The sequence below is a fragment of the Nocardioides marmotae genome, assembly GCF_013177455.1.
GTDB classification, from domain to species: domain Bacteria; phylum Actinomycetota; class Actinomycetes; order Propionibacteriales; family Nocardioidaceae; genus Nocardioides; species Nocardioides marmotae.
This window is the reverse complement of record NZ_CP053660.1, coordinates 1,005,705-1,031,169: the sequence shown is the minus strand read 5'-3', so window position 1 is coordinate 1,031,169 and position 25,465 is coordinate 1,005,705. Positions and strand designations below refer to the sequence as shown.

General features: G+C 73.8%; 27 protein-coding genes. 16 read left to right on the top strand and 11 right to left on the bottom strand.

Annotation, left to right across the window (positions count from 1 at the left end):
- Positions 1-40: 40 nt before the first annotated feature.
- Complete coding sequence (ychF, locus tag HPC71_RS04925; RefSeq protein WP_171896212.1) at positions 41-1,117, bottom strand: redox-regulated ATPase YchF; 1,077 nt, start codon at positions 1,115-1,117, stop codon at positions 41-43.
- Positions 1,118-1,208: 91 nt separating this feature from the next.
- On the opposite strand from ychF, the gene HPC71_RS04920 reads away from it, so the two are divergent.
- Complete coding sequence (locus tag HPC71_RS04920; protein WP_253943902.1) at positions 1,209-2,393, top strand: cysteine desulfurase-like protein; 1,185 nt, start codon at positions 1,209-1,211, stop codon at positions 2,391-2,393.
- 214 nt (positions 2,394-2,607) lie between these two features.
- On the opposite strand, the gene HPC71_RS04915 is transcribed toward HPC71_RS04920, so the two are convergent.
- Both HPC71_RS04915 and HPC71_RS04910 read right to left on the bottom strand, forming a co-directional pair.
- Positions 2,608-3,375 (bottom strand): sulfite exporter TauE/SafE family protein, encoded by a 768-nt coding sequence (locus HPC71_RS04915; RefSeq protein WP_171896210.1) that lies wholly within the window; start codon positions 3,373-3,375, stop codon positions 2,608-2,610.
- A gap of 48 nt (positions 3,376-3,423) precedes the next feature.
- Positions 3,424-4,041 (bottom strand): FadR/GntR family transcriptional regulator, encoded by a 618-nt coding sequence (locus HPC71_RS04910; RefSeq protein WP_154613931.1) that lies wholly within the window; start codon positions 4,039-4,041, stop codon positions 3,424-3,426.
- A gap of 105 nt (positions 4,042-4,146) precedes the next feature.
- On the opposite strand from HPC71_RS04910, the gene HPC71_RS04905 reads away from it, so the two are divergent.
- Entirely contained in the window at positions 4,147-5,508 is a 1,362-nt protein-coding gene (locus HPC71_RS04905; protein ID WP_171896209.1) for an SLC13 family permease, read from the top strand.
- A 20-nt stretch (positions 5,509-5,528) separates the two neighbouring features.
- Here HPC71_RS04905 and HPC71_RS04900 read toward each other — a convergent pair whose 3' ends face one another.
- The gene (locus tag HPC71_RS04900; protein ID WP_171896207.1) at positions 5,529-6,194 is read right to left on the bottom strand and encodes an HAD-IA family hydrolase; all 666 of its coding nucleotides are present in this window, start codon (positions 6,192-6,194) and stop codon (positions 5,529-5,531) included.
- Complete coding sequence (locus HPC71_RS04895; protein ID WP_154613930.1) at positions 6,191-6,907, bottom strand: CDP-alcohol phosphatidyltransferase family protein; 717 nt, start codon at positions 6,905-6,907, stop codon at positions 6,191-6,193. Before HPC71_RS04895 ends, HPC71_RS04900 begins: the two co-directional genes overlap by 4 nt.
- A gap of 34 nt (positions 6,908-6,941) precedes the next feature.
- Here HPC71_RS04895 and HPC71_RS04890 point away from each other — a divergent pair, with 34 nt between their 5' ends.
- A complete protein-coding gene (locus tag HPC71_RS04890; RefSeq protein WP_171896205.1) occupies positions 6,942-7,718 on the top strand; it encodes an exodeoxyribonuclease III in 777 nt (258 codons plus the stop codon).
- A 26-nt stretch (positions 7,719-7,744) separates the two neighbouring features.
- Here the strand turns inward: HPC71_RS04890 and HPC71_RS04885 are convergent, their stop codons facing one another.
- Positions 7,745-8,215, bottom strand: a complete 471-nt coding sequence (locus tag HPC71_RS04885) for a hypothetical protein (protein WP_171896204.1) — start codon at positions 8,213-8,215, stop codon at positions 7,745-7,747.
- Between the two features lie 129 nt (positions 8,216-8,344).
- On the opposite strand from HPC71_RS04885, the gene HPC71_RS04880 reads away from it, so the two are divergent.
- Both HPC71_RS04880 and HPC71_RS04875 read left to right on the top strand, forming a co-directional pair.
- Positions 8,345-9,373: a DNA recombination protein RmuC gene (locus tag HPC71_RS04880; protein ID WP_154613929.1), complete on the top strand. Its 1,029-nt coding sequence runs from the start codon at positions 8,345-8,347 to the stop codon at positions 9,371-9,373.
- Between the two features lie 41 nt (positions 9,374-9,414).
- Complete coding sequence (locus HPC71_RS04875; protein ID WP_253943901.1) at positions 9,415-9,843, top strand: DUF6542 domain-containing protein; 429 nt, start codon at positions 9,415-9,417, stop codon at positions 9,841-9,843.
- A 157-nt stretch (positions 9,844-10,000) separates the two neighbouring features.
- Here HPC71_RS04875 and HPC71_RS04870 read toward each other — a convergent pair whose 3' ends face one another.
- Positions 10,001-10,624, bottom strand: coding sequence for an L-threonylcarbamoyladenylate synthase (locus HPC71_RS04870; protein WP_171896202.1), 624 nt, complete (start codon positions 10,622-10,624; stop codon positions 10,001-10,003).
- Positions 10,625-10,777: 153 nt separating this feature from the next.
- Here HPC71_RS04870 and HPC71_RS04865 point away from each other — a divergent pair, with 153 nt between their 5' ends.
- The gene (locus HPC71_RS04865; RefSeq protein WP_154613928.1) at positions 10,778-12,682 is read left to right on the top strand and encodes a hypothetical protein; all 1,905 of its coding nucleotides are present in this window, start codon (positions 10,778-10,780) and stop codon (positions 12,680-12,682) included.
- Here HPC71_RS04865 and HPC71_RS04860 read toward each other — a convergent pair.
- Positions 12,657-13,661: a 4-hydroxy-3-methylbut-2-enyl diphosphate reductase gene (locus HPC71_RS04860; protein WP_154613927.1), complete on the bottom strand. Its 1,005-nt coding sequence runs from the start codon at positions 13,659-13,661 to the stop codon at positions 12,657-12,659. The genes HPC71_RS04865 and HPC71_RS04860 overlap by 26 nt on opposite strands.
- A gap of 46 nt (positions 13,662-13,707) precedes the next feature.
- On the opposite strand from HPC71_RS04860, the gene xseA reads away from it, so the two are divergent.
- Both xseA and HPC71_RS04850 read left to right on the top strand, forming a co-directional pair.
- Positions 13,708-14,958, top strand: coding sequence for an exodeoxyribonuclease VII large subunit (xseA, locus tag HPC71_RS04855; RefSeq protein WP_154613926.1), 1,251 nt, complete (start codon positions 13,708-13,710; stop codon positions 14,956-14,958).
- Entirely contained in the window at positions 14,951-15,160 is a 210-nt protein-coding gene (locus tag HPC71_RS04850; RefSeq protein ID WP_154613925.1) for an exodeoxyribonuclease VII small subunit, read from the top strand. The genes xseA and HPC71_RS04850 overlap by 8 nt, the downstream gene beginning before the upstream one ends.
- Positions 15,161-15,196: 36 nt before the next feature.
- Here HPC71_RS04850 and HPC71_RS04845 read toward each other — a convergent pair whose 3' ends face one another.
- On the bottom strand, positions 15,197-15,760 hold the full coding sequence (locus HPC71_RS04845) for a DUF4245 domain-containing protein (protein ID WP_154613924.1): 564 nt from the start codon (positions 15,758-15,760) through the stop codon (positions 15,197-15,199).
- A gap of 121 nt (positions 15,761-15,881) precedes the next feature.
- On the opposite strand from HPC71_RS04845, the gene HPC71_RS04840 reads away from it, so the two are divergent.
- The 5 genes from HPC71_RS04840 (at position 15,882) to glpX (ending at position 20,021) form a co-directional block, all read left to right on the top strand.
- On the top strand, positions 15,882-16,277 hold the full coding sequence (locus tag HPC71_RS04840; RefSeq protein ID WP_154613923.1) for a TOBE domain-containing protein: 396 nt from the start codon (positions 15,882-15,884) through the stop codon (positions 16,275-16,277).
- A complete protein-coding gene (gene modA, locus HPC71_RS04835) occupies positions 16,274-17,029 on the top strand; it encodes a molybdate ABC transporter substrate-binding protein (protein ID WP_171896201.1) in 756 nt (251 codons plus the stop codon). Before HPC71_RS04840 ends, modA begins: the two co-directional genes overlap by 4 nt.
- On the top strand, positions 17,026-17,808 hold the full coding sequence (locus HPC71_RS04830) for an ABC transporter permease (protein ID WP_171896199.1): 783 nt from the start codon (positions 17,026-17,028) through the stop codon (positions 17,806-17,808). The genes modA and HPC71_RS04830 overlap by 4 nt, the downstream gene beginning before the upstream one ends.
- Positions 17,805-18,842 (top strand): sulfate/molybdate ABC transporter ATP-binding protein, encoded by a 1,038-nt coding sequence (locus HPC71_RS04825; protein WP_171896197.1) that lies wholly within the window; start codon positions 17,805-17,807, stop codon positions 18,840-18,842. Before HPC71_RS04830 ends, HPC71_RS04825 begins: the two co-directional genes overlap by 4 nt.
- A gap of 174 nt (positions 18,843-19,016) precedes the next feature.
- Positions 19,017-20,021 (top strand): class II fructose-bisphosphatase, encoded by a 1,005-nt coding sequence (gene glpX / locus HPC71_RS04820; protein ID WP_154613922.1) that lies wholly within the window; start codon positions 19,017-19,019, stop codon positions 20,019-20,021.
- On the opposite strand, the gene HPC71_RS04815 is transcribed toward glpX, so the two are convergent.
- Entirely contained in the window at positions 19,986-20,822 is an 837-nt protein-coding gene (locus tag HPC71_RS04815; RefSeq protein WP_154613921.1) for an esterase/lipase family protein, read from the bottom strand. The two genes, glpX and HPC71_RS04815, sit on opposite strands and share 36 nt — an antisense overlap.
- An 83-nt stretch (positions 20,823-20,905) precedes the next feature.
- Here HPC71_RS04815 and HPC71_RS04810 point away from each other — a divergent pair, with 83 nt between their 5' ends.
- Positions 20,906-21,841, top strand: coding sequence for an alpha/beta fold hydrolase (locus HPC71_RS04810; RefSeq protein ID WP_154613920.1), 936 nt, complete (start codon positions 20,906-20,908; stop codon positions 21,839-21,841).
- Positions 21,842-21,898: 57 nt separating this feature from the next.
- Here the strand turns inward: HPC71_RS04810 and HPC71_RS04805 are convergent, their stop codons facing one another.
- Positions 21,899-22,981 (bottom strand): ABC transporter ATP-binding protein, encoded by a 1,083-nt coding sequence (locus HPC71_RS04805; RefSeq protein WP_154613919.1) that lies wholly within the window; start codon positions 22,979-22,981, stop codon positions 21,899-21,901.
- 203 nt (positions 22,982-23,184) lie between these two features.
- Between HPC71_RS04805 and HPC71_RS04800 the strand changes: the two genes are divergently transcribed.
- Together HPC71_RS04800 and HPC71_RS04795 are read left to right on the top strand one after the other, a co-directional pair.
- The gene (locus tag HPC71_RS04800; protein ID WP_154613918.1) at positions 23,185-24,516 is read left to right on the top strand and encodes an extracellular solute-binding protein; all 1,332 of its coding nucleotides are present in this window, start codon (positions 23,185-23,187) and stop codon (positions 24,514-24,516) included.
- The gene (locus HPC71_RS04795; RefSeq protein WP_253943900.1) at positions 24,513-25,463 is read left to right on the top strand and encodes a carbohydrate ABC transporter permease; all 951 of its coding nucleotides are present in this window, start codon (positions 24,513-24,515) and stop codon (positions 25,461-25,463) included. The genes HPC71_RS04800 and HPC71_RS04795 overlap by 4 nt, the downstream gene beginning before the upstream one ends.
- Positions 25,464-25,465 lie beyond the last annotated feature (2 nt).

Sequence of the window (25,465 nt, the reverse complement as noted above, 5' to 3'; positions counted from 1 at the left end):
CAGCACTCAGCCCGCGAAGAGCCCTCCGGTTGGACCGCAACTAGACATTGAACCTGAACTCCACGACGTCGCCGTCGGCCATGACGTAGTCCTTGCCCTCCATGCGGACCTTGCCGGCCTCCTTGGCCTTCTGCATGGAGCCGGCCTCGACGAGGTCGGTGAAGGAGACGATCTCGGCCTTGATGAAGCCGCGCTGGAAGTCGGTGTGGATGACGCCGGCGGCCTCGGGGGCGGTGGCGCCCTTCTTGATCGTCCAGGCCCGGGTCTCCTTGGGGCCGGCGGTCAGGTAGGTCTGCAGGCCGAGGGTGTCGAAGCCGACCCGGGCGAGCACGTCGAGGCCGGGCTCCTCCACGCCCATCTCGGCGAGCATCGCGCGGGCCTCGTCGTCGTCGCCGAGCTCCACCAGCTCGGACTCGAACTTCGCGTCCAGGAAGATCGCCTCGGACGGCGCGACGATCTCGCGCATCCGGTCCTTGAGGGCCTCGTCGGCCAGCTCGTCGGCGTCGCAGTTGAAGACGTAGATGAAGGGCTTGGCGGTCAGCAGCGACAGCTCGCGGATCAGCTCGCGGTCCACCGACGTCGCGATGACCGGCGTACCGGCCTCGAGGTGGCCGAGCGCCTCCTTGGCGGCCTCCAGGTTCGCGACGAGCGCCTTGTTGCCGCGCGCCTCCTTCTCCAGCCGCGGGATCGCCTTCTCGACCGTCTGCAGGTCGGCGAGGATCAGCTCGGTCTGGATGGTGGAGATGTCGTTGGCGGGGTTGACCTCGCCGTCGACGTGGGTGACGTCCTCGTCGCGGAAGACCCGGGTGACCTGGCAGATCGCGGCGGACTCGCGGATGTGGGAGAGGAACTTGTTGCCCAGGCCCTCGCCCTCCGACGCGCCGCGGACGATGCCGGCGATGTCGACGAACTCCACCGTGGCCGGGAGGATCTTGGCGCTGCCGAAGATCTCGGCCAGGACCGGCAGCCGCTCGTCCGGCACGCCCACGACCCCGACGTTCGGCTCGATGGTGGCGAACGGGTAGTTCGCCGCGAGCACGTCGTTCTTGGTCAGGGCGTTGAAGAGGGTGGACTTGCCCGCGTTGGGGAGACCGACGATGCCGATGGTGAGAGCCACGAGCGGCGAGTGTACGGAGCCGCGCGGGACCCGGCCGAATCACGACCGGGTCGTCGCCGCCCGCTCCCGCGCCGGGTGGGAGCATCGCGGCGTGGACGTCGACCGGATCCGTGCCTGCTTCCCCGCCCTCGACCTCGGGGTCGCCCACTTCGACGGGCCCGGCGGCTCGCAGGTGCCGCGCCAGGTCGCCGGCGCGGTCGCGGCCGCGATGACCGCGGGGCTCGGCAACCGCGGCACCACCACCGAGGCCGAGGCTCGCACCGAGCGGATCGTCGCCGAGGCCCGCGCCGCCGCCGGGGACCTGCTCGGCACCGACCCGCGCGGGGTGGTCGTGGGCCGCTCGATGACCCAGCTGACCTTCGACATGGCCCGCACGCTGTCTCGCTCCTGGGGCCCGGGCGACGAGGTGGTCGTGACCCGGCTCGACCACGACGCCAACATCCGCCCCTGGGTGACCGCGGCCGAGCGCGCCGGCGCGACCGTGCGGTGGCTCGGCTTCGACCCCGCGACCGCCGAGCTCGACGACCTCGCCCCGCTGCTGGGCGAGCGGACCCGGCTGGTGGCGTTCACCGCCGGCTCCAACCTCCTCGGCACCCGCCCCGACGTACGTCGCCTCGCGGACGCGGCCCACGAGGCCGGCGCCCTGGTCTACCTCGACGCGGTGCACCTGGCCCCGCACGCGCCGGTCGACCGGTCGGCGCTCGGGGTCGACCTGCTCGCGTGCTCGCCCTACAAGTTCTTCGGCCCGCACCTCGGGCTGCTCGCCGGCGACCCGGCGTTCCTGGAGACCCTCCACCCCGACAAGCTGCTGCCCTCGACCGACGTGGTGCCCGAGCGGTTCGAGCTCGGCACGCTCCCCCACGAGCTGCTGGCCGGCGTGACCGCGGCCGTGGACTTCATGGCCGGCCTCGAGCCGGGTGGCGGTGACCGGCGCGAGCGGCTGCTGCGCTCGATGGCGGCCCTGGAGGCCCGCGAGTCGGCCCTGCTCGACCACCTGGTCGACGGGCTGCGCGCGATCGACGGCGTCACGCTGCACGGTGCGCCGGCCCGCCGCACCCCGACCGTGCTGTTCACCGTGGCCGGCCACGCCCCGGTCGACGTCGCGCGGCACCTGGCCGACCAGGGGGTCAACGCGCCGGCGGGCCACTTCTACGCGCTCGAGGCCTCGCGGCACGCCGGGCTGGGCGACACCGGCGGCGTGCGCGCCGGCCTGGCGGCGTACACCTCCGAGGAGGACGTGGATCGGCTCGTCGCGGCGGTGGCCGACCTGCGCTGACCTCTGCGCCGACCCCTGCGCCGACCTCGGGCCGCCCCCGCACTGGCGGGCGGGGCCGGCGGGGTAGTCCGACACGAGCGCGCCCTTGGCGGGATAGTCCGACACCAGCGCGCCCTTTCCGGCGGACCTCAGGGCGCTCCTGTGCCGGACTATCCCGCCAGCCGGCCCGTGCCCGCCCCCGGGCACGGCTCAGGCCTGCGCACGAGGGACCCGGTCAGACCAGCAGGGTGACCGCGGCGACGACGCCGGCGACGAGCACGGCGGCGCGCAGGGCGGTGGCGGGGAGCCGGCGGGCGATCCGGGCGCCGAGGTAGCCGCCGCCGACCGAGCTGAGGGCGAGCAGCGCGACGACGACCCAGTCGACCTCGGCGACCAGGGTGAAGACGATCCCCGCGACGAGGTTGGAGGCCATCAGCGAGGTGGTCCGGATGCCGGCGACGACGCCGAAGTCGAGGTCGAGGGAGAGCGCGAGGACGGCGATCATCATGACGCCGGCGCCGGCGCCGAAGTAGCCGCCGTAGACGCCGGTCAGCACGACGAAGACGGTCGCGACCGGCGAGAGACGCAGCCGGACGGGCCGCTCACCGGGGCCGTGGCGGGCGCGCAGCGCGGCGGAGATGCGCGGCTGGGCGGCGACGAGCACGCAGGTGCCGAGGATCAGCCACGGCACGACCGCCTCGAAGACGCTGGAGGGCAGGGCCAGCAGCAGGCCCGCGCCGAGCAGCCCACCGACCGCGGAGAGCGCGATCACCCGCACCGTCAGCGCCGGCTCCACCTTCAGCTCGTCGCGATAGCCGACCGCGCCGCCGGCGCCGGCGGGGATCAGCCCGAGGGTGTTCGAGACGTTGGCGACCACCGGCGGCAGCCCGACGGCCAGGAGCACCGGGAAGCTGAGCAGGCTGGCCACCCCCACGGTCGAGGTGAGCAGGCCGGCGCCGAAGCCGGCGAGCACCACCCAGACGTGCTCGAGCAGGCCGTCCACCACGTGCGTCCCTCTCCTGGCCCGCGCGGGGCCCGCCTCGTCGAGCGGTCAGCCGCCCAGCATGCCCTGGCAGGTCGTGGCCGCCGCGGCCGCGTCGCCCCGGAGCACGGCGTCGGCCAGCGCGTCGAGCCGCTCGCGCGCCTCGGGCGTGTCCCCCGGGCCGGGCGCGTGCCCGGCGAGGGCGTCGTCGAGCTCGGCGAGCAGGCCGCCGCCGGCCAGGCGGCGTACGCACCGCCAGGTGTGGTCGAAGGTCCGCGGCCGGCCGTCGGGGGCGAGCATGGCGGTGCGCAGCGAGCTGTCCGCCCCGGCGGCGACCCGGGCCAGCCCGGCGAGCACGGCCTCGCGGGCGACCTGGACCTCCGAGCGCGGCCGTTCGGCCAGCCCGGCCTGCCAGGCCGCACCGCCGGGCGGCTCCGGCTCCCGGACCAGCGCGCCGACCCCGTGCCGCACCTCGATGCGCCCGCGGGTCTCGAGCGAGGCGAGCGCCCGCGACAGCGTCGCCCGGCTGACGCCGAGCTCGGCCGCGAGCTGCCGCTCGGGCGGCAGCCGGTCCCCGCCGACGAGCCCCTGGGCCTCGATGAAGTCCGAGATGTGCGCGGCCAGGCTCTCGTAGAGGCGCTCGCGCCGCAGCGGGGTCAGGCGGCGCGGGGGCGGCTCCTCGGACATGCCTTCGATCGTAGTGACCCAGTGGTCCAGTTGTCAGGTGGCCTAGCCACTGACATGATCAATCCCCACGGCGCATGACGCGCATCACACTGGAGGGAAGCACCTGTGTCCACCGAACTCGTCTCACTCGCGGTCCTCGTGATCGTGTTCCTGGTGGCGACCGTCCGCGGCGTCAACATGGGCGCGCTCGCGCTCGTCGCCGCGTTCATCGTCGGCCTCGCCGTCTACGACCTCGATGCCGACGGCGTGCTGGGCGGCTTCCCCAGCGACCTGTTCGTCATCCTCGTCGGAGTCACCTACCTCTTCGCCCTGGCCAAGAACAACGGCACCGTCGACTGGATCGTGCACGCCGCCGTCCGCGCGGTCGGCGGTCGCGTCGCGCTCGTGCCGTGGGCGATGTTCCTGGTCTGCGCGGCCGTGACCTCGATCGGCGCGGTCAGCCCCGCCGCGGTCGCCATCGTCGCGCCGGTCGCCATGGGCTTCGCACTGCGCTACTCCATCAACCCGATGATGATGGGCATGATGGTCGTGCAGGGCGCGACCGCCGGCTCCTTCTCCCCCATCGGCATCTTCGGCTCGATCACCAACGGCGTGGTCGACCAGAACAACCTGCCGGGCAACCAGCTGGTCCTCTTCCTCACCACCTTCACCGCCGCCGCGCTGATCGCCGCGATCACCTACGTCGCCTTCGGCGGCCGGGCCCTGATCGCGCGCGGCAAGGAGACCGCGACCGTCTCGGCCATGGGCGCCGAGGCCGAGGCCGCCAGCCACGCCGCGATGCGCTCCGGCGGCCCCGGCACGCCGTACTCCGCCGTCGAGGCCTCCCGCAGCACCGGCGGGGGCAGCACCGAGCCCGTCGACCCGGAGCACACCCTCGACCCCCAGCGCATCGTCACGCTGCTCGGCCTGGTCGCGCTCATGGTCGGCGCGCTCGGCTTCGACCTCGACGTCGGCTTCACCGCGCTGACCATCGCGGTCGCGCTCACCCTCGCCTTCCCCACCTCCGCCAAGGGCGCGGTCGAGAAGATCAGCTGGGGCACCGTGCTGCTGATCGGCGGCATCGTCACCTACGTCAACCTGCTCCAGGACCAGGGCGTCGTCGACTGGGTCGGCGAGCAGGTCGCCGAGGTCGGCGCCCCGCTCGTGGCGGCGCTGCTCATCTGCCTCATCGCCGCGGTGGTCTCGGCCTTCGCGTCCACGACCGGCATCATCGGCGCGCTCATCCCGCTCGCCGTGCCGTTCCTGCTGACCGACCAGGTCAACGCGATCGGCCTGATCGCGGCGCTGGCGATCTCCAGCTCGGTCGTCGACTGCAGCCCGTTCTCCACCAACGGCGCGCTGGTCGTCGCCAACGCCGACGCCGCCGACCGCGAGCTGGTCTTCAAGCGGCTCATGCAGTGGGGCATGTCGATCGTGGTGATCGCCCCGCTCGTCGCCTGGGCGATCCTGGTGGTCCCCACCACCTGAGCACCACCGGGTTGCGGGGGTCAGACCCCCGCGACCGCCTCGGCCAGGGCCGCGGCGTCGGTCACCTCGACCGGCGGCCGCGGCCCTGTCGCGTCCACGACGTGGCCGGGCCGCACCAGCCGCACCGTCGGCAGGCCAGCCTCGATCGCCCCGCGTACGTCGCGTGCCGACGCCGCCACGTGGACCAGCCGGTCCGGTGCGGCCTCGGCCGCGGCGCGGGCGTAGATCTCGCGGCTCGGCTTGTACGCGCCGAGCCGCTGGGAGGTCATCACGAGCGCCGGGTCGACCAGCGCGTGGGCGCGGGTGCGCCGCGCCAGGTCGTCGTCGACGTTCGAGAGCAGCCCCACGCGGTGGTCGCGCGCGACGGCGGCGACCCCCGCGGCCACGTCGGGCCACAGCGGCCACTCGCCGACCGAGTCCTCCAGGCGGGCGGTGTCGGCGTCGACGTACCCCTGGTCGTGGCCGAGCTCGGCCCAGGCCCGCGCCAGCGCCTCGCGGGAGAGGTCGTGGAACGTGGTCGGCGCGGTCGCGGTGCGCTGGAGCGCCTTGTTGTGGCCGTCCCAGCGGTCGTAGAGCTCCTCGCCCGACTGCGGCCACCCGCGCTCGGTCGCCAGCTCGGCCAGCACGCGCGGGGCGCCGGTGCGGCTGTCGGTCAGGGCGCTGAACAGGTCGAAGGTGACGATCACGCCAGCGACGTTATCGCCGCCTCCCGACGGCGCCCCGAGAGCGTCAGCCAGCCGCTGACGGCGGTGTAGTAGGCGACGTAGGCCAGCGAGGCCCCGACCAGGACGGTGGAGGGGTCGGGCAGGTCGAGGACGAGCAGCGCGTAGACCGCGAGCCACGCGGTCGCCAGGGTCATGTTCAGCCCCCACAGCGCCTCGGTGCGCGAGGGGTAGACGTAGCGCACCGGCACGTAGACCAGCACCGCGAGCACGAGCAGCAGCACGACCGTCGCGGTGACCGAGAGGTCGAGGACGAAGACGTGGAAGGCCACGATGTTCCAGTAGCTCGGGAACCCGCGGAAGTAGTGGTCCTCGGTCTTCGCGTCGCTGCGGCAGAACTGGTAGCAGGAGGCCACCAGCGGCACCGCCGCCACCACCGCACCCCAGGCGCCGTCGGGCAGCCGGCCCGTCGCCCACAGCAGGATCATCGGCGCGAAGGCGTAGGTGAGGTAGTCGACGATGTTGTCCAGCAGTGCGCCGTCGATCTCGGGCACCACCTCCTTGACCCGGAAGCGCCGGGCCAGGAATCCGTCGGTCCCGTCGACGAGCATCGCGACCAGGAAGAGCCACAGGACGGCCTCGACCTCGCCCTGGTAGGACAGGTGGACCATCAACAGGCCCAGCACCGCCCCGGACATCGTGTACGCATGCACCATCCACGCAGCAGCCCGGGCCATGGCATGACCCTAGGCGGTGCCTAGGGTGGGGCGCGTGCGGGTCGCTACTTGGAACGTCAATTCCCTCCGGTCACGCATCGCGCGGGTCGAGGCCTTCCTCGAGCGGCACGACGTCGACGTGCTCGCCCTGCAGGAGACCAAGGCCCGCGAGGAGCAGGTCCCGCTCATGGGTCTGCAGTCGATGGGCTACGAGGTCGCCTACGCCGGCACCAACCAGTGGAACGGCGTCGCGGTGCTCAGCCGGGTCGGCCTCGAGGACGTCGAGGTGGGCTTCCCGGGCCAGCCGGGCTGGGGCGACCCGGCGGAGTCCGAGGCGCGCGCGATCGGCGCGACCTGCGGCGGCGTACGGGTCTGGTCGCTCTACGTCCCCAACGGCCGCAAGGTCGACGACCCGCACTACCACTACAAGCTCGACTGGCTGGCCCGGCTGCGCGAGGCGGCGAAGGACTGGCGCGACACCCCGACCGCGCTGGTCGGCGACTGGAACGTCGCCCCGACCGACGAGGACGTCTTCGACCCCAAGCAGTTCGCGACCTCGACGCACGTCACCCCGCGCGAGCGGGCGGCCTTCCAGGCCTTCCTCGACGACGGGTACGTCGACGTGGTCCGCCCGCACGCGCCGGGCCCGGAGGTCTACACCTACTGGGACTACTACCGGCAGCGCTTCGAGCGCAACCGCGGCCTGCGGATCGACTTCGTCCTGGGCTCCGCGCCGTTCGCCGAGCGGGTGACCGGCGCGTTCATCGACCGCGAGGAACGCGCCGGCCAGGGCGCCTCCGACCACGCCCCCGTGGTCGTCGACCTGGACTGAGGGCCCGGCCGGTCTCAGCCGAGCGCTCAGCTGCTGATCGGGTTGGCCTTCTTGACCGCGCGCTTGGTCGACTTGACGCCGGACTTCGCCGCCCCGGTGATGCCCTGGGTCAGCAGCGTGAGGCCGGCGCCGACCAGCCAGACGTCCTTGGCCACGCCGATGCCCTCCGGGCTGGGGCGGATGCCGTCGTCGAGGGTCATCGAGGGGGTCTTGAGGTACATCCCGACCAGGCTCGCGCCGAACGCGGTCAGCACGCCGCCCGCGACCGTCGCGGGCACCTTCGGGGTGAGCAGCGCCGCGCCGACCGCGATCTCGCTGTAGGCGAGCAGCTGGGCGAAGCTCACGGGCTTCATGTCCTTGAACAGCGCCGGGTACGTCGATGCCGCGGCGCCGTGGAGGTACCCGGCGGTGCCCTCGTCGGCGCCGAGCTTGCTGACGCCGGAGTTGAGGATGAACGCGCCGGTGGCGACGCGGAGCGGGACATGGGTCAGGTTCACGGGTACTCCTCGATGGGGTGCGGACTTCCCCGCCGGTGACCAGGCCCGGCCCCGGCCAATCGGGTCGGCCCGTGGCCCGTCCGCGGCACTGTCGGTGGGACTGTCGGCGGTCCGCGGCATGCTGCGGCCATGCAGACGGTGACGTTGTTCCTCGCGCTCGCGGTCGGGCTCGCGCTCGGCGCGCTGGTCGGCGTGCTGTGGGCGCGGTCGCGACCGGCGGTGGTCGAGGGCGCGCTGGAGTCCGCGGAGGTGATGCAGGGCCTGGACCGGCTCAGCGACCAGCTGCGCCACCTCGACCTCCAGCGCGAGGGCTGGACCGGGCGGCTGCACCAGCAGGTCGACGACCTGCGCCGCGAGACCCAGTCGCTGGCGACCGCGCTGCGCAAGCCGCAGGTGCGCGGCCGGTGGGGCGAGCTGCACCTGCGCCGGGCCGTGGAGCTGGCCGGCCTGGTCGACCGGTGCGACTTCACCGAGCAGGTCCGGCTGGAGGACGGCGCGCTGCGGCCCGACCTCGTCGTCAACCTGGTCGGCGGCCGGCGGGTGGTCGTGGACGCCAAGGTGCCGCTCGACGCCTACCTCGACGCGAGCTCCGCCGACGACGACACCCAGCGCCGCCACCACCTGGCCCGGCACGCCCGCCAGCTGCGCACCCACGTCGACCAGCTCGGCTCCAAGGCCTACTGGCGCTCGCTGCCGGAGACCCCGGAGTTCGTCGTCCTCTTCGTGCCGGCCGAGTCGTTCCTCGCCGCCGCGCTCGAGACCGACGGCGGGCTGCTCGAGCACGCCGCCGCCAAGCAGGTCGTGCTCGCCTCCCCCACCACGCTGATCGCGCTGCTGCGCACCGTCGCCCACGGCTGGACCCACGAGGCGCTGGCCGACCAGGCCCGGGAGATCCACCGGCTCGGGCGCGACCTGCACACCCGGCTCGGCACCTTCGGCGGCCACCTCGACTCCGTCGGCCGCTCGCTCAACGCCGCCGTCGGGCACTACAACGCCGCGGTCGGCTCGCTGGAGACCCGGGTGCTCGTCGCGGCCCGCCGGTTCACCGATCTCGCGGTCACCGAGGACGAGCTGCCCGCCCCGCGCGCGGTCGAGCTGCGGGCGGTGGACCGGCGTGCCGCCCCCGACGACGCCGACCGCGGCCCTACCGTGGCCTGAGGGGCCACGGCCCGACGGACCACCGGCGCCGAGGAGGAGTCGTGGAGCGTGCCAGGACGGTGTGGGAGGAGGGCCGCGAGCCCGCCTTCGCGGTCGTCGCGCTCGGCCTCGCCGTCGCGCTGACGGCGGTCGTCCTCGACGTCTGGCTCTTCGGCGACGTGGGGCTGCTCTTCGACCTCGCCTTCGTCGCCCTGTGCGTGGCGCTCGCCCTGCGGGTGCGGCCCGCGGACTTCTTCGTCGTCGGCGTGCTCCCCCCGCTGCTCATGCTCGTGGTCTTCGTCCTGCTCGGCAGCACCCGCCCCGACACGATCGCCGAGCCCCACGACGGCGCGGTCCAGGCGGTCGTCTCCGGGTTGTCGACCCACAGCGCCGCCCTGGTGAGCGGCTACCTGCTCTGCCTGGCCTGCCTCTTCGTCCGCCAGCGCGTGCTCACCGCGAACGGCCAGCCCACGGACCTGCTCGGCTCCTGAGCCGCTCGCCCCTGGTCGACGGCCCTCGTCCCCCGGCCCGGCGGGATAGTCCGCCACGAGAGCGCCCTTTCGGCCCGCTCAAAGGGCCCAGGTGTGTCGGACTATCCCTCCAGCCACCCTCGACCACCCCAGCAGGCCGGCCATCGGAGGCGGGAGGTCAGGACTCGAAGCGGTCGGGGTCGCCGGCGCCGCGGCGTACGACCTCGGGGACGCCGTCGGACCAGTTGATGACCGTGGTCGGCTCCGACGGGGTCTCGCCGCACTCGACGACGACGTCGACGTCGTTGTCGAGCTCCTCCTTGATCTCCCAGCCCATGGTCCGGGCCTCGGTCTCGCCGGGGAGGATCAGGGTGCTGGAGAGCAGCGGCTCGCCGAGCTTCTCCAGCAGCGCCTGGACGAAGACGTGGTCGGGGATCCGCACGCCGACGGTCTTCTTCTTCGGGTGCAGCAGCCGCCGCGGCACCTCGGGCATGCCGGGGAGGATGAAGGTGTACGGCCCCGGCGTCGCGGCACGGATCGCCCGGAACGCCGCGTTGTCGACGTGGACGAGCTGGCCGAGCTGGGAGAAGTCACGGCACACCAGCGTGAAGTGGTGCCGGTCGTCGAGACCGCGGATGCGCAGGATGCGGTCGCGGCCGTCGCGGTTGCCCACCCGGCAGCCGAGGGCGTACCCGGAGTCGGTCGGGTAGGCGATCAGCGCGTCGTCGTTCAACGCGTCCACCACCTGCTGGAGCAGGCGGGGCTGGGGGTTGTCGGGGTGGATGTCGACGAAACGGGCCACCTCCCGAGCCTAGACCCGTCCAGACCTGACCCGGACGCCGCGTTTGCCGCCCCCACCGGGCGGGGATGCTGGGGCCGTCTCTGAGCCGGACGTGGGGGGTGTGTGCTCGTGGGAAGAGGTCTGCTCCGGACCAGGCGCGCCGTCGCGTCGTCGGTGGCCGCCGTGCTCGTCGGGCTGGGCGCCGGCGTGCTCGTGCCGGTGCTCGGCGCGACCCCCGCCCAGGCGGCGCGCACGACCCTGCCGGGGACGCTCGAGACCCGCGCGCAGCAGACCGCGACGGTCGCCGTCCCGGTGCCCGCGGGGGTCGACCCGCGCTGGGTCACCGGCGCGCTGACCGTCGGCGACGACGCCCGCGGCACGGTGCTGCTGCTGGTGAACGGCGACGTCGTCCGCTCCGTCCCGGCCCGGGCCTGGCAGCGGGTCGCGCTGCCGGTCGGCCGCGGCGACGTCCGCCCGGACGGCACGATCACCCTCGGCGTCCGGTTCCGTCCCGACGGCGAGCGGACCGGCTGCCGCCCGGTCGACCCCGTGGACGTCCGGCTCGCCAACCTCCACCTCCTGCACCAGGGCACCGAGCGGGTCGACCTGGCCCCCGCCCGGTTCCTGCCGGCCGCCGCGTCCCGGGTCGACGTCGTCGTCCCGCGCAACGCCCCCGACGACGTGCTCTCCGCCGGCCTGGCCGCGGTCGGCGCCCTGGCCGCGCGCTACCCCGCGGGGGTGCCCGTCGGCCTCACCACCGCCGACGTGGTGCTCCCCCGCGCCGGCGCCGGGCAGCGGGTCCTTCGGATCACCCCCGGCACGGGGCCGGCCGCCACCAGCGCGGAGGTCCGCTTCGGGCTGCCGAGCCTGACGGTGACGGGGTCCGGGGACGACCTGCGCCGCACGGTCCTGCGGCTGATCGGCACGAGCACGGGCACCGGCACCGGCGCGCGAGGGCCCCGTCCGGACGCCGAGGCCGGCGCGACCGTCACCCGCACCCTCGCCGACCTCGGCGTGGGCGCCGCCGACGCCGAGCTGAGCGGCTACGGCCGCAGCGCGACCCTGCTCCGCCTCCGCCAGGACGCCTTCGGCGGGCCGGTCGACCGGCTCGACCTGAGCCTCACCGGCGCCCACACCGGCGTCCCCGACGGCACCCGCGCCCGGCTGGACACCTACCTCGACGAGCGGCTCGTCGACTCCCGCACCCTCGGCGAGGGCGGCTCGTTCTCCGTGGAGACGAGCGTGCCCGGGTCCCGGCTGGGCCCGACCGCCGAGCTCGAGCTGGTGCTCACCGCGGTGCCCGAGGGCGGCTGCACCGCCGGCGGGCTGCTGCCCCTGCAGGTGCAGCTCGACCGGGACGCCTCGGTGCTGACCGCCGACCTCGACGACGGGTCGGCCGCGGGCCGCGCGGGCCGCAGGGAGCTCGCGGCGTTCCCCCAGGCCCTCGCCGGCCGGCTCCCAGTGGCCCTGCGCGGCGCGGGACCGGCCCGCACCGCCGCGGCCGCCGACGCCTCGCTGGTGGTCGCGAGCCTGCAGCGCGCCGCGGCGTACCCCCTCGACGTCACGGTGGTCGACGCCGAGGACCTGCTCGCCGACGGCGCGGGGCTCCTGGTCGGAGCGACCTGGGCGGACACGGTCGCGGTCCGCGCCCGGCTGCGGCCCGACGACGGCGGCCCCCGCGGTGCGGCGCTCCAGGTCGCGGGCGAGGAGGGGCGCCCGGTGCTCGTCCTCGGCGCCCTCGGCCCGAGCTCCGACGTGCTGCGGACGTGGGTCGCAGAGGAGGCGGCGCGCCAGGGGTGGGACACGCTCGGCGGTGACGCGCTGGTCAGCGATGGCGCAGCCGCCCGCCCGATCGGGGACCTGGACCCCGCGGCGCTGCCCGGCGAGGTGGCCCAGGACGTGCCGGACCTGGCGCCCGAGGCGGACGAACGGTCCTACGTCGGCTGGTTCGCCGCCGGCATCGCGGTGCTGCTGGCGCTGCTCGGCGCGCAGCTGGTCGCGACCCTCCGCCGGAGGGCGCCCCGACCGGTCAGCGAGCCGGTCAGCGAGCCGGTCAGCGAGCCTGGGCCGCGGCCTTGAGGTCGCGCCGCAGCTCCTTGGGCAGCGCGAAGATCAGGCTCTCCTCGGCGGTGTGCACCGCCTTGGCGTCGGGGTACCCCCGCTCGGCCAGGTAGGCCAGCACGCCGTCGACGAGCGACTCCGGCACGCTCGCACCGGAGGTCACGCTGACGGTGCGGACACCCTCCAGCCAGGCCTCGTCGATCTCGGAGGCGTCGTCGACGCGGTACGACGCCTTGGCGCCGGCCTCGAGGGCGACCTCGACCAGGCGCACGGAGTTCGAGGAGTTGCCGGACCCGACCACGATGACCAGGTCGGCGCCGAGGGCGATCTCCTTGACCGCGAGCTGACGGTTCTGGGTGGCGTAGCAGATGTCGTCGCTCGGCGGGTCCAGCAGCAGCGGGAACCGCTCGCGGATCGCGGCGACGGTCTCCAGGGTCTCATCGACGCTGAGCGTGGTCTGGGAGAGCCACGCGACGCGGGCCGGGTCGCGCACGACGATGCCGGCGACGTCCGCGGGGCTCTGGACGAGCTGGATGTGCTCGGGCGCCTCGCCGGCGGTCCCCTCGACCTCCTCGTGGCCCTCGTGGCCGATGAGCAGGATGTCGTAGTCCTCGGCGGCGAACCGCTTCGCCTCGTGGTGGACCTTGGTCACCAGCGGGCAGGTGGCATCGATCGTCTTCAGCTCGCGCTCGGCGGCCTCGCGGTGGACCTCCGGGCTGACGCCGTGGGCGGAGAACACCACGGTGCGGCCGGTCGGGACCTCGTCGAGCTCCTCGACGAAGATCGCGCCGCGCTGCTCGAGGTCGGAGACGACGTGCTTGTTGTGGACGATCTGCTTGCGGACGTAGACCGGCGCGCCGTACAGCTCCAGGGCCTTCTCCACCGTGACCACCGCGCGGTCGACACCGGCGCAGTAGCCCCGCGGCGCCGCGAGCAGGACCGCCTTCTCGGCGTCCTCCGGCGACAGGATCGGGGGCATGCCGATGTCGGTGCTCATGCGGCCCAGGATAGGGGGGTCGGTGGCATCCCCTAATCTCGCCGCCATGGCCCTGGAGACCTCCCTCGCCGAGCCGGCGCCCGTCCGGCAGATCGCCAATGCGATCGCCGGCTGGGTCGACCGGCTCGGAGCCGTGTGGGTCGAGGGCCAGGTCGCCCAGGTCAGCCGGCGCCCGGGCCTGGGCACCGTCTTCATGACGCTGCGCGACGCGGTCGCCGACATCTCCGTCCCGGTGACCTGCTCCCGCGTGCTCTTCGACAGCCTCAACCCGCCGCTGGTCGAGGGCGCGAGCGTGGTCATCCACGCCAAGCCGTCCTACTACGCCAACCGCGGCACGCTCTCCCTGGCCGCGCGCGAGATCCGGATGGTCGGGCTCGGCGAGCTGCTCGCCCGGCTCGAGCGCCGCCGCCAGCTGCTGGCCGCCGAGGGCCTCTTCGAGCGCCACCTCAAGCGGCCGCTGCCCTTCCTCCCCACCCGCGTGGGGCTGGTGACCGCGCCCAACAGCGCCGCTGAGCGCGACGTCCTGGAGAACGCGCGCCGCCGCTGGCCCGCGGTCCGCTTCGAGGTCGCGTACGCCGCCATGCAGGGCACCCGCTCGTGCGCGGAGGTCATGGAGGCGATCGACCGGCTCGACCGCCACCCCGAGGTCGACGTGATCGTGGTGGCCCGCGGCGGCGGCTCGGTCGAGGACCTCCTGCCGTTCTCCGACGAGGCGCTGGTCCGCGCGGTCGCCGCGACCCGCACGCCGGTGGTCTCCGCGATCGGCCACGAGCCGGACCAGCCGCTGCTCGACCTCGTCGCCGACGTCCGCGCCTCGACCCCCACCGACGCCGCGAAGCTGGTCGTGCCCGACGTCGTCGATGAGCTGCGCGGGGTCGAGGCCGCCCGCGAGCGGCTCCGCTCGGTCCTCGCCGGCTGGCTCGCCCGGGAGCAGGCCGGCCTCGACGCACTCCGGTCCCGGCCCGCGCTCGCCGACCCGCGCTCGCTGGTCGAGGCCCGGGTCACCGAGATCGAGCAGCTCCGCGACCGGGCCCGCCGCACCCTCGGCCACCGCCTCGACCGGGCCGCCGACGACATCGACCACCAGCGCGCCCGCGCCCGGGCGCTCTCGCCGCTCGCCACGCTCGAGCGGGGGTACGCCGTGCTGCAGGACGCCGACGGGCACGTCGTGACCTCGGTCGCCGGCGTCGCGGCCGGCGCCGCGGTGAGCGTGCGGGTGGCCGACGGCCGGGTGCACGCCACCACCACCGGGGTCGAGGCCGACCCCCTCGAGACCACCGGAGGAACCGATGGCTGACCCCACCCCCCAGCAGGAGCTCTCCTACGAGGCCGCCCGGGAGGAGCTGGTCGATGTCGTGCGCCGGCTCGAGGCCGGCGGCACCACCCTGGAGGAGTCGCTCGCCCTCTGGGAGCGCGGCGAGCACCTCGCGACCGCCTGCCAGCAGTGGCTCGACGGCGCGCGTCAGCGCCTGGACGCCGCGCTGGAGGACGACGACTGACCGCTGGGCCCCGGCCGGGCCGATCGGCAGGTCAGGTCAGCGGCTGGCGACCGGGTCGGTGCTGAGCAGGCCGAGGAAGACCTCCATGTCCTCCTCCGGCGCGGAGCCGTAGACCAGGACCGTCTCCTCGCCCAGCTCGGTGGCGTACGCACGGTCGCCGCCGTCGTCGCTGAAGCCCTCCCAGGTGCGGGCGCCGCCGGAGTCGACCTCCGCCGGGGCCTCCTCGTCGGTGCGCTCGTCGACGTGCTCCTCGAGGAGGTCGTCGAGGCTGTCCTCCTCCTGCCGCAGCCCGATGAACCGGCCCTCGTCGGTCAGCACGGCGAGGAAGAACTGCGGGCGCTGACCGGCCGGCGACACCTCCACGTTGGTCGCGACCCACCCGGCCGGCAGCGCCGGCGGGTAGGCCGGCTCCCGGCCGGCGGACTGCGCGGCCGCGACGGCGTCGAGGTAGTCGACCGGCTCCGGCTCGACCTCGAGCTCGGAGCGGAAGATCGATCGGAAGATCACGATCCCGATGACGAAGAGCACCACCACGATGATCGACCCGATGAGGCCGTTGGTCGTGCGCTGGTAACGGCCCGGCGTGCCCGTCTCACTCACGGCCCCATCCTCTCAGCCGGGCGCGAGCGCCCCGAACCCGCGGTTGCCGACCGCGGTCGACAACCGCAGATGCGGCACTAACCTGGCGGGATCAGCCGCAGGTGCGGCATGATCGGCCGGCATGACGACGTACCGCGTCTCCGAGGCCGCCGCGCTCCTCGGCGTCAGCGACGACACCCTGCGCCGCTGGGTCGAGGCCGGGCGCCTGACCACGGCCACGGAGGGCGGGCGCACGGTCGTGCCCGGGCCTGCGCTCGCCGCGCTCGCGGAGTCCCTCGCCGACGACCCCGACCGCGAGCAGACCCGCGCGGCGTCGGTGAGCGCGCGCAACCGGCTGCCCGGGATCGTCACCCGCGTCCTGCGTGACCGGGTGATGTCTCAGGTGGAGATGGTGTGCGGGCCCTACCGGCTGGTCTCGCTGATGAGCACGGAGGCCGCCGACGAGCTGGGGCTCGAGCCCGGCGTGCGCGCGATCGCCTCGGTCAAGTCCACCACCGTCGTGGTGGAGCGACCGTGAGGCGCGCGCTCGGGGCGGCCCTGCTGCTGGTCGTGGCCCTCGCGACCCCCGGCTGCTCGGCGGACGACGACGCCGGGCCCCGGCTGCGCGTGCTCGCGGCGGCGTCGCTGTCGAGCACCTTCGAGGACCTGGCGGCGGAGTTCGAGCGCACCCACGAGGGCGTCGACGTGCAGCTGTCCTTCGGCGGCTCCTCCGACCTCGTCGCCCAGGTGCAGGAGGGCGCTCCGGCCGACGTGATCGCCACCGCGGACGTCGCGACCATGGACCGGCTCGTCGCCGAGGGCCTGACGGACGGGGACCCGCATCTCTTCGCCACCAACGTCCTCCAGGTCGCCGTGCCCGCGGGCAACCCCGCCGGGGTCCGCGGCCTCGCCGACCTCGACGCCGGCTCGGACGCCGACCTCGTCGTCTGCGCGCCCGAGGTGCCCTGCGGCGCCGCGGCCGCGCGCCTGGCCGAGGTCGCCGGCGTACGCCTCTCCCCCGTCAGCGAGGAGCAGTCGGTCACCGACGTGCTCGGCAAGGTCGTCTCCGGGGAGGCCGACGCGGGCCTGGTCTACGTCACCGATGTGATCGCGGCCGGCGACGCCGTCGAGGGCATCGCCGTCCCCGAGGCCGACCGGGTCGTCAACGACTACCCCGTCGCCGCCCTCGCCGACAGCGAGGAGCCCGCGCTGGCGCAGGAGTTCGTCGACCTCGTGCTCGGGCCCGCCGGGCGCGAGGCGCTCGGGGCGGCGGGCTTCGGCGCGCCGTGAGGCCCGGTGTCCCGCGGTGGATCCTCCTGCCGGCCGCGGTCGGCACGGCGTTCGTGCTCCTGCCGCTGGTGGCGATCCTCGCCCGCGTGCCGTGGGCGGACCTCGGCGAGCTGGTCGGCTCCGACGCCTCGCGGGAGGCCCTGCTGCTGAGCCTGCGGACCTCGGGCACGAGCACGCTGCTGTGCATCCTGCTCGGCGTCCCGATGGCGGTCGTCCTGGCCCGCACCTCCTTCCCCGGGCAGCGGCTGGTCCGCTCGCTCGTGCTGCTCCCCCTGGTGCTGCCGCCCGTCGTCGGGGGCCTGGCGCTGCTCTACACCTTCGGCCGGCGCGGCCTCCTCGGCGAGACCCTCGACGTGCTCGGCATCCAGGTCGCCTTCTCCACCGCGGCCGTGGTGATGGCGCAGACCTTCGTCGCGCTGCCGTTCCTGGTGGTCAGCCTGGAGGGGGCGCTCCGGACGGCCGGGGAGCGCTACGAGCTGGTCGCCGCGACCCTCGGCGCCCGTCCGACGACGGTCTTCCGGCGGGTCACGCTCCCGCTCGTGCTCCCGGGGCTGGCCTCGGGCGCCGTGCTGGCCTTCGCCCGGGCGCTCGGCGAGTTCGGCGCGACGATCACCTTCGCCGGCAGCCTCCAGGGCGTCACCCGGACCATGCCCACCCAGATCTACCTGCTCCGCGAGACCGACGTCGACGGGGCGGTCGCCCTCTCCCTCGTGCTCGTCGTCGTCGCGGTCCTGGTCATCGGCCTGGCCCACCGCGGGCGGCCGGGGGGCGCGCTGTGACCCTCGAGCTCTCCGCCACCGTCGCGGCCCGCGACCTCGAGGTCTCCCTCGAGGTCGCCGACGGCGAGACCCTCGCGCTGCTCGGCCCCAACGGCACCGGCAAGTCCACCGTGCTCGCCGTGGCGGCCGGCCTGCTGCGCCCGGACGACGGCCGGGTCGTCCTCGACGGCGAGGAGCTGACCGGGCGTCGCGTGGTGCCGCCGCACGCGCGGCGTACCGCCCTGCTCGCCCAGGACCCGCTGCTCTTCCCCCACCTCACCGCCCTCGACAACGTCGCCTTCGGCCCCCGCTCCGCAGGGGTACGCCGCCGGGCGGCCCGCGACCGCGCCCGCGGCTGGCTCGCCGAGGTCGGGGCCGACGACCTGGCCGGGCGACGGCCGGGGCGGCTCAGCGGCGGGCAGGCCCAGCGGGTGGCGATCGCCCGGGCGCTGGCCGCGGAGCCGCGGCTGCTGCTGCTCGACGAGCCGATGGCCGCCCTCGACGTCGCGGTGACCCCGGCCCTGCGGCAGACGCTGAAGCGGGTGCTCGAGGGCCGCACCACCGTGGTGGTGACCCACGACGTGCTGGACGCGCTGCTGCTGGCCGACCGCGTGGTCGTGCTCGACCGCGGCCGGGTCGTCGAGCAGGGCCCGACCGCGGAGGTGCTGGCCCGCCCCCGCAGCGCCTTCGCCGCCCGGGTGGCCGGGCTGAACATGGTCGCCGGCCGCTGGTCGGACGGCGTCGTCCGCGACCCCGGCGGGCGATCGGTCGCGGGCACGCCCTCGGGCCCGGCGCTGCGCGAGGGCGACGCGGCCGTGGCGGTCTTCCGCCCCCGAGCGGTCTCGGTCTTCCGCCAGGCACCCGGCGGCAGCCCGCGCACCGCCCTGGAGGTCGTGGTCACCGACCTCGAGCCGCACGGCGACCAGGTCCGCGTGCGCGCCGGCGACCTCGCCGCCGACGTCACCGCCCACGCCGCCGCCGAGCTCGACCTCGCCCCCGGCGCCCCGGTCACCTTCGTCGTCAAGGCCACCGAGGTCGACGTCTACCCCCGCTGACCCGCCGAGGTGGCACCCCTGCAGGGTCGAGGTGGCACCCCTGCAGGGTCGAGGTGGCAGTGCTGCACGGTCGAGGTGGCAGTGCTGCACGGTCGAGGTGGCAGTGCTGCAGGGTCGGCCCGGGCAGCGGTCTCGTGTGCCGGGGGTCCGGAGCGGACCACTAGGGTTCGGGGCATGAGCCTGGACGTCGCACCCGAGTCGCCCGACCGCAACCTCGCCCTCGAGCTTGTCCGCGTGACGGAGGCCGCCGCGATGGCGGCGGGCCGCTGGGTGGGCCGCGGCGACAAGAACGGCGCCGACGGCGTCGCGGTCAACGCGATGCGCGTGATGATCTCGACGATCGGCATGCGCGGCACCGTGGTGATCGGCGAGGGCGAGAAGGACAACGCCCCGATGCTCTACAACGGCGAGGAGGTCGGCGACGGCACCGGCCCCGAGTGCGACGTGGCCGTGGACCCGATCGACGGCACCACGCTGACCGCCAAGGGCATGACGAACGCGGTCTCGGTGCTCGCGGTCGCGCCGCGCGGCACGATGTACGACCCCTCCGCGGTCTTCTACATGGACAAGCTGGTCGCCGGCCCGGAGGCGGCCGGCGTCGTCGACATCCGCCAGTCGGTCGCCGAGAACATCCACGCCGTCGCCAAGGCCAAGGGCAGCAGCCCCAGCGACGTCACGGTCGTGGTCCTGGACCGTCCGCGCCACGCGGACCTGGTCGAGCAGATCCGGGCGACCGGTGCGCGCATCAAGTTCATCAGCGACGGCGACGTGGCCGGCGCGATCATGGCCGCCCGCCCCGACACCGGCATCGACCTGCTGCTCGGCGTCGGCGGGACCCCCGAGGGCATCATCACCGCCTGCGCGATGAAGTGCCTGGGCGGCACCATCCAGGGCAAGCTCTGGCCGACCGACGACGCCGAGCGCCAGCGCGCCCTCGACGCCGGCCTCGACCTCGACGCGGTGCTCACCACAGACGAGCTGGTCACCGGCGACGACTGCTTCTTCGTCGCCACCGGCATCACCGACGGTGAGCTGATGCGCGGGGTGCGCTACCGCTCCGGCGGCGCGACGACGCACTCGCTGGTCATGCGCTCGCGCAGCGGCACGATCCGCTCGATCACCAGCGAGCACCGGCTCGAGAAGCTACGCGCTTACTCCGCGATCGACTTCGACCACTGAGTCGCCGCTGCGGCGGCGCAGCGCGCCGAGCACGTGGTCGATGACCCGCGGGTCGACGGCCATGCCGACGTGCGAGGCGGTCACCTCGACCGCCTCGGCGACGGGGTCGACGCAGGCGCGCCAGTCGACGATGCCGTCGCGCTTGGAGTAGATCGCGGTGAACCCGACGTCCTCGGCCAGCGGCAGGCGGCTCTCCTCGAAGGACTGGCGGGCGCAGGCGCCGGCTACGCAGTCCTCCGACATCAGGCCGGCCAGGCCCGCCCGGTTGAGCCGGACCAGCACGTCGACGCTGCGGGTGAGCACGCCGTGGTGGGCGCCGGGCGCCATCATCGGGCTGCCCATGGTGATGATGCCCGAGACGAGGTCGGGGCGACGTACGGCGACGCCGCGCGCGAGCATGCCCCCCAGGCTGTGCCCGACGATCTGCACCCGGCTGCCGCGGCGGGCCGCGATCGACTCCAGGCGCGCCTCGAGCTGGCCGGCTGCGTCGAGGGTGCAGCCGATGTTGGCGCGGATGGCCGAGCGGTAGGTGCGGAAGCCCTGGGCCCGCAGCGCCCGCCCCATGAACGAGAGCGAGGTGTCGCCGGCGAGGAACCCGGGGACCAGCAGGACCGGGTCGGCCACGCGGACCGGGACCCGGCCGACGTACGGCGTGGCGCGGCGGGTGCGGCGCTCGGTCCGGCTGCGCAGCGCGTACCGCCCGGCCTCCCCCAGGACGCTTCCTTCTCGGACGAGGGCCACGAGCGGCGGGGGCGCGAAGCCCTCGGGGAGGAGGAACGCTCCCATGGTCGACTTGCTCACACTGAGACGTTACCCACAAAGTGACCCACGCCACCGGCAATCGGACGATCCGTGCCCTGACCCTGTCTGCTTCACTGACAGGCATGTCTGCCAGATCGTCCGAGCCGGGCTCCGTGGCCGTGTCCGCCGAGCTGTTCGCCCCGGTCCGCCCGGACGTCGAGCTGTGCTACCAGACGTTCGGTGACCCCGACGACGAGCCGCTGCTGCTCGTGATGGGGCTGGGCGGGCCGATGATCTGGTGGGACGCCGAGCTGTGCCGGATGCTCGCGGCCGCCGGCTTCTACGTCATCCGGTACGACAACCGCGACACCGGCCGTTCCTCGCGGATCGAGGGCCGGGTCACCCGGGTCTCCCTGGCCCGCGCGTTCACCGGACGCCGGGTCCGCGCCCCGTACACGATGGCCGACCTCGCCGCCGACGCCTTCGGCCTCCTCGACCACCTGGGCATCGACGCCGCCCACGTCGCCGGGGTCTCCATGGGCGGCATGATCGTGCAGACGATGGCCATCACCGAGCCGCGCCGCGTGCTGTCGATGACCAGCATCATGTCCACGACCGGCAAGCGCACCGTCGGCTGGCAGCACCCCAACCTGCTCCCCGCGCTCATCGGCAACAAGCGCGGCTCACGCGAGGCGTACGTCAAGGCCAGCCGGCAGATGTGGCGGCTGATCGGCTCCCCGGGCTACCCCGAGCCCGAGGAGGCGACCCGCAAGCGCGCGGAGGACACCTGGGACCGCGGCATCAGCGCGGCCGGGACGATGCGCCAGATGCTCGCGATCCTCACCCAGCCCGACCGCAGCGCCCGACTGCGCAGCGTGCGGGTCCCCACCACCGTCATCCACGGCCTGGCCGACCGGATGGTCCACGTCTCGGGCGGCCGCGCCACCGCCCGCGCCGTCCCGGGCGCCGAGCTGCTGCTCGTCGACGGCATGGGCCACGACCTGCCCCCGGCGCTGCACGACACGTTCGTCGACGCCATCCGGCGTACGGCGGACCGTGCTGGCCGACCCCGCAGCTGAACGCAGCAGGGCGGCGACCACTCCGGTCGCCGCCCCGCTTCGTTCTCCGCTCTCAGGTCAGTCCGAGAGCCGCTCACCGGTGTCGGTGTCGAAGACGTGCACGTTCTCGGGGTCGGTCGTCACGTGGATCGTGTCGCCCTTGCGCACCTTGTCGCGCCCGGAGACCCGCACGATGATGTTGTGCGGGGTGCCCTCGACGCCGCTGGTGCCGTAGACGAACGCATCCGAGCCGAGCTCCTCGACCACGGTGACGTCGACGGGCAGGCCACCCTCCGCAGCCGAGACGATGCGCCAGGCCTCGGGGCGGACCCCCACGGTGATCCGGCCCTGCATGATCTTGGCGGCGGTCGGGTCGACCGGCACGAGGTACTCGCCGATCTGCGCGTTGCCCTCGGCGGCGGTGGCCTCCATGAGGTTCATCTGGGGGGAGCCGATGAAGCCGGCGACGAAGAGGTTGACCGGCTTGTCGTAGAGACGCAGCGGGCTGTCGACCTGCTGGAGGATCCCCTCCTTCATCACCGCGACCCGGTCGCCCATCGTCATCGCCTCGACCTGGTCGTGGGTGACGTAGACGGTGGTGACGCCGAGGTCGGACTGGAGCTTGGCGATGTCGGTGCGGGTCTGCACGCGCATCTTGGCGTCCAGGTTCGACAGCGGCTCGTCCATGCAGAAGACCTGGGGGCTGCGCACGATCGCACGGCCCATCGCGACGCGCTGGCGCTGACCGCCGGAGAGCGCCTTGGGCTTGCGGTCGAGGTACTCGGTGAGCCCGAGGATCCGGGCGGCCTCCTCGACCCGCTTGCGACGCTCCTCGCTGGGCACCTTGGCCATCTTCAGCGCGAAGCCCATGTTGTCGGCGACCGACATGTGCGGGTAGAGCGCGTAGTTCTGGAACACCATCGCGATGTCCCGGTCCTTCGGGGGGACGTTGGTGATCTCCCGGTCCCCGATGTAGATCTTGCCGGCGTTGACCTCCTCCAGCCCCGCCAGCATGCGCAGGGTGGTGGACTTGCCGCAGCCGGAGGGGCCGACGAGCACCATGAACTCGCCGTCCATGATCTCCAGGTCGATGCCCGGGACGGCGGGCTTGTCCGCGCCGGGATACCAGCGCTGAGCGCCTTCGAACGTCACTGTTGCCATGTTCTTCGATCTCCTCCACCGGCAGGTACGTGCCGGACGATCCGTAGTGGGGTGACGCCCGACACACTAGTCGAGCGAGCGGCCTCGTGGGCGATGCCCCGGCCGGCATCGCGCGGGCACCCCGCAAGCGTCCCGACCGGAGGTAATGGCGCAGACCGGAACGGGGTACGTGGCGTCCATCACACAGGGAGTGAGGGCACCACATGCGCCGAGGTTCTCCACCCGCCGCCCCGCGCCGGCGACGACTGACCGGGGGTCTTGCGGCCGCCGCGTGCGCGGCCGCGATCCTCACCGCCTGCTCGGGCGACGACGGCGGCAAGCCGACCTTCAACTGGTACATCAACCCCGACGGCCAGGAGACCCTCGCGGCCATCGCGGAGCAGTGCAGCACCGACGAGTACGACATCGAGATCCAGCTGCTCCCCACGAGCGCGACCGACCAGCGCACCCAGCTGGCCCGCCGGCTGGCGGCCGAGGACTCCTCGACCAACCTGATGAGCCTCGACCCGGTCTTCGTGCCGGAGTTCGCCAACGCCGGCTGGCTGGCACCGTTCGAGGGCAAGCTCGCCGAGGAGGTCGTCGACGACGACGTGCTCGCGGGCCCCGCCACCACGGTGGAGTGGGAGGGCGAGGTGGTCGCCGCGCCGCAGTGGGCCAACACCCAGGTGCTCTGGTACCGCAAGTCCCTCGCCGAGGCGGCCGGCCTCGACATGAGCAAGCCGGTCACCTGGGCGCAGGTCATCGACGCCGCGGCCTCCCAGGACGCCACCGTCGGCGTGCAGGCCGACCGCTACGAGGCGTACGTCGTCTGGATCAACTCCCTGATCCAGGGCGCGGGCGGCGCGATCGTCGAGAAAACCGAGGACGGGCGGGACGCCGAGGTCACCTTGGACTCCCCCGCCGGTGAGGCCGCCGCGGGCGTGATCAAGCAGCTGGTCGACTCCGGCGCCACCCAGCCGGGCCTCTCCACGTCCAACGAGGGCAGCAGCCTCGGCGCCATGTACGCCGACGACAGCCCCGGGGAGTTCATGGTCAACTGGACCTTCGCCTACAAGAACTACGTCGACACGGTCGGCCAGCCCGGTGGCCCGGCCGACGAGGAAGCACTCGAGGACCTCGGCTGGGCCCGCTACCCGCGCACGGTGGAGGACGAGGAGTCCAAGCCGCCCGTGGGCGGCATCGACATCGGCGTCGGCGCCTTCACCGAGGACGTCGAGCTCGCCCAGGAGGCCGCGATCTGCGTGACCTCGCCCGAGGCGCAGACCCAGCTCGCCGTCACCGACGGGCTGATGCCCACCCGCGGGTCGGTCTACGACTCCGACGAGCTCACCGAGGCCTACCCCGAGGACCTGCTCGCCCTGTTCCGCGAGAGCATCGACGAGGGCGGCCCCCGCCCCCAGAGCGCCTACTACAGCCAGATCTCCAGCGCCGTGCAGTCGGTCTGGCACTCCCCGACGCGGGTCGACCCCGACTCCACCCCGCGGGAGTCGGCGGAGTTCCTCCGCGCCGTCCTCGACGGGAAGGCCCTGCTGTGACCACCACGACCGTCCAGACCGCGACCGCGAGCCGGCCCGTCGGTGGCCCGGTCCCGGCCGAGTCCGACCGCACCCGGGCCGAGAACCGCCTCGGCCGCCGCCTCGTCGCACCGGCCATCGTGCTGATGCTGCTGGTGACGGCGTTCCCGATGCTGCGGGCGCTCTACCTCTCGCTGTACGACTACAGCCTCACCGACCCGGGCGACCGCAGCTTCGTGGGCCTGCAGAACTACGTGACCGCCCTGACCGACAGCCTCTTCTGGCGCGACACGCTCAACACGGTCCTGATCATGATCGTGACCGTCGCGGTGGAGCTGGTCATCGGCTTCGCCTTCGCGATGGTGATGCACCGGGTGATCTTCGCCCGCGGGTTGGTCCGCACCTCGATCCTGATCCCCTACGGCATCATCACCGTCGTCTCGGGCTTCGCCTGGCAGTTCGCCTTCTCCAACACCAACGGCTTCGTCAACGGCTGGCTGCCGTTCGTGGGGGCCAACTTCGACTGGTTCGGGCAGTACGGCTCCTCGATCGTGGCGATCATGGTCTCGGAGATCTGGAAGACCACGCCGTTCATGTCGCTGCTGCTCCTCGCCGGCCTGGCGCAGGTCTCCGAGGACATGATCGAGGCGGCCAAGGTCGACGGCGCCACCTGGTTCCAGCGGCTGTTCAAGGTGATCCTGCCGAACATGCGGGCCGCGATCATGGTCGCGGTGCTCTTCCGGGCGCTCGACGCCTACCGCATCTTCGACAACATCTTCGTGATGACCGCCGGCGCCAACGGCACGGAGTCCATCTCGTTCCTGACCTACCGCCAGGTGATCGAGCAGTTCCAGCTCGGCATCGGCTCGGCCCTGTCCGTGCTGCTGTTCCTCTCGGTGCTGGTGGTGGCCTTCCTCATCGTCAAGATCTTCCGCGTCGACCTCGCCTCGGCGCGGCAGGAGAGGTGAGT